2 protein-coding genes and 1 pseudogene are annotated in these 3,504 nt (G+C 57.3%); all 3 read left to right on the forward strand.

The window, feature by feature from the left end; all coding sequences use genetic code 11:
* Positions 1 to 900, forward strand: a 900-nt coding sequence (gene miaA / locus SMC5_RS04650) for a tRNA (adenosine(37)-N6)-dimethylallyltransferase MiaA (protein WP_119119792.1), incomplete at its 5' end; no start/stop codon positions are given.
* Positions 897 to 2,147 (forward strand): methionine gamma-lyase family protein, encoded by a 1,251-nt coding sequence (locus tag SMC5_RS04655; RefSeq protein ID WP_119119793.1) that lies wholly within the window; start codon positions 897 to 899, stop codon positions 2,145 to 2,147. The genes miaA and SMC5_RS04655, both read left to right, overlap by 4 nt.
* 71 nt (positions 2,148 to 2,218) lie before the next feature.
* A pseudogene (locus SMC5_RS04660) lies at positions 2,219 to 3,431 on the forward strand (serine hydroxymethyltransferase).
* Positions 3,432 to 3,504 lie beyond the last annotated feature (73 nt).

Raw genomic sequence — 3,504 nt, forward strand, 5'->3', positions numbered from 1 at the left:
GCCACCGGAACGGGCAAGACTGCTCTTGCCCTGGGCATCGCCCGTCGTTTCGGAGGGTCGATCATCTCTGCCGACTCGATGCAGGTCTACGAGGGGATGGATGTCGGCACCGCGAAACTCAGCTTGTCAGAACGCCTAGACGTTCCCCATGCTCTCATCGATGTCGTTCCTCCCAAAGAGCACTTCTCCGTCGCGCAATATCAGCTCCTGGCACTCGAAGCTATGAATGCGGCGATCCGCTTGCAGCGTCTGCCGATCCTGGTGGGAGGGACTGGCCTATACGTGAGGGCTGTCCTCGACGGATACGAATTTCTGCCAGAGAAACCCGATGCGAGTCTGCGGAGTCAGTTGCGAACGCTGTCCGAGGGCGAGCTGCGCGCGCGTCTGAGAGCAATCGATCCTGTGGCAGAACGCGAGATTGCCTCAAACGATGTGAGGCGACTGGAGCGGGCCTTGGAGATGAGTGCCGAGTCAGGAGACTTGCCAAGTGCCCTGAAGCAGAGACAGCACCCGGTCCCATGGCGAGTCCTCCGCATTGGTCTGCGTGCAGAGCGGGCTGAACTGTACAGACGGCTTGACCAGCGCGTTGATACCATGGTCTCCGCAGGAATGGAAGACGAAGTGCGGCGTCTGCTGGCGGATGGTCTGAACTCTGACGACACCGCGATGCAGGGTATAGGCTATAAAGAGCTGAGCGCCTGGATGCGCGGAGAGATAGGGCGCGACGAGGCGATCGAGCTCTGGAAAAGGCGGACACGCAATTACGCAAAACGTCAGGAGACATGGTTCAGAAGAGAGAAGGACGTTCACTGGATCGACGTATCCAATCAAACACCTGATTTGGTTCTGGCGGAGGCAGCAGCCCTCGTCGAATCCGCTGCTGGAGGACAGGGCAGATGATCACGGAACGCCAGCTCACGGAACGTGCGCAGCAGCTCGAGGTGGAGTATGCGACCGAAATTGCAGATATTCGTGCAGTTCAACGTCGAAACTTCATGCGTATCCTTGACGCATTTCACGCTGTTGGCTTGTCGACATCGGACCTTCGCCCAATGTCGGGTTATGGCATCGGGGACAGTTTACGGGACAAGACCGAACGCGTTTTTGCCTTGCTGTACGGCGCACAAGCTGCACTGGTGCGCCCGCAGATCATCTCTGGAACCCATGCTCTTGCTATCGCGCTGTTCGGGGTGCTTCGCCCCGGAGATTTGTTGTGTTCCGTGACCGGGGCTCCCTACGATACGATGGACGAGATCATCGGAATCCGCCCATCTGATGGTTCGCTTGAAGAGTTTGGTGTCAGCTATGTCCAGTGCGACATCACGACATCCCCTGCAGAGCAGTGGGAGGAGCAGCTCGAGAGGTGCTTCTTGGCCCAGTTGCCAAAACTTGTCCTGATTCAGCGGAGTCGTGGATACAAGCGCATCCAGGCGCTTCGCGAGGGTGAAATCGCACGAATGATTTCCGCGGTGAAACATGTCTCGCCCAAGAGTCTGGTCCTTGTCGACAACTGTTATGGCGACCTTCTCGAGGATCGTGAACCGACAATGGACGGTGCGGACCTGCTGGCCTCATCGTTCATGAAGAACATCGGAGCGGGGATTGCCCCGACAGGCGGCTACGTGGTGGGGACTGCCAGGGCCGTGGCCCTGGCCGCAACCCGGTACTCGAGTCCGGGAGTGGGTGCTGAGATTGGGCCAAATCTTGGATTTGCCGAGACGTTCCTGCGGAGTTTGCTCTTTGCCCCGATGGTAATTGAGCAGGTTCTGACGGGAAGTCTTCTTGCGAGTGCACTTCTCCAGGAAAACGGCTTCGTCGTGGATCCGGGCCCTCATGAGCTCCGCGGGGACATTGTGTTGCGCATCGAGTGTGGGTCAAGGGAACGGTTTGCAGCGTTTGCGCGCGCTGTGCAGGAATGTTCTGTGCTGGACGCCGATGCTGTACCCGAGCCGAGTCCCATGCAGGGATATGAGACGGAAGTACTGATGGCAGGCGGAACCTTTGTCCAGGGATCCACGATCGAACTGAGTTTCGACGGCCCCCTTCGTGAGCCGTACGTCGGATATTTGCAGGGGGGTCTGAATGCATGGCAGGTGGTGCAGGCGACTGCACGGGGAATCGTGTATAGTATGAATGTGCGCAAGTAGTGTCGTCGTCGGCCATTCGTGGTAGAATATTCGAACGACGAAATGCTGAAAAAAAAAGATGGGAGGTCGTCATGACAGGCTTGATGAGAGTTGATCCTGAAGTAACTGATGCACTGAACAAGGAACTGCACCGCCAGCAGAACAACATTGAGCTCATCGCATCTGAGAACTTTGTGTCCGAAGAGGTCTTGGTAGCACAGGGTTCAGTCCTGACAAACAAGTACGCCGAGGGNNGTTGATGTCATCGAGACGCTGGCAATTGAGCGTGCCAAAGCGCTCTTTGGTGCGGAGGGAGCAAACGTCCAGCCCCACTCCGGAACGCAAGCCAACCTCGAGGTCTACTTCTCCGTTCTACAGCCAGGAGACACCATTCTGAGCATGTCTCTTGCCGACGGTGGGCATCTGAGCCACGGAAGCCCGGTGTCGCTTGTGGGCAAACTGTTTCACATCGTTTCCTATGGCGTTCGGAAGGACACCGAGACCATTGACTATGACCAGGTAGCCGAGCTGGCCCGAACAGAGCATCCCAAGCTGATTATCGCAGGTGCCAGCGCGTACCCGCGTACCATCGACTTCCCTCGCTTCCGCGAGATCGCCGATTCGGTCGGTGCATTGCTGATGGTTGACATGGCCCACATAGCTGGGCTGGTCGCCGCAGGAGTCCATCCTTCACCGGTACCGTATGCGGATTTCGTCACGACGACGACGCACAAAACACTTCGCGGTCCTCGAGGAGGCATCATCCTCTACAAGGAGAAGTACGCCAAGCAGCTCAACAGTGCTGTGTTCCCTGGCAGTCAGGGAGGACCTCTTGAACATGTTATCGCGGCGAAGGCGGTTGCTCTGAGACAAGCTGCGACTCCCGAGTTCGCCGCCTATCAGAAGCAGGTTCTCGCTAATGCAAGAGCCTTGGCACAGGCGCTGACGGAGCGCGGTTATCGCATCGTTTCCGGCGGCACCGACACTCACCTTATGCTTGTCGATCTGACGTCCAAGGGAGTTACAGGCAAAGAAGTCCAGGCGCTTGTCGAGACTGTAGGCATCACTGTCAACAAGAATGCCATCCCCTTTGATCCATTGCCGCCAAACAAGGCAAGTGGAATGCGGCTTGGGACTCCGGCTGTGACCACTCGTGGCATGCGCGAACCGGAGATGGTTGAGATCGCCGCCCTGATCGACGAGACGATCATGGGGCGTGATGACGAGGAGAAACTGGCTCAGATTCGAGCTCGCGTGACTGCGTTGACGGACCGTTTTCCACTATACGCAGGCAAAATGTACTAGGAGAACTGATGGACCATCGTAACCTTCAGGTGCTGGATCATCCACTGATTCGACACAAACTGACCCTTCTTCG

The sequence above is a fragment of the Candidatus Cryosericum odellii genome, from assembly GCF_003570935.1.
In the GTDB taxonomy this organism is placed as follows: Bacteria; Caldisericota; Caldisericia; order Cryosericales; family Cryosericaceae; genus Cryosericum; species Cryosericum odellii.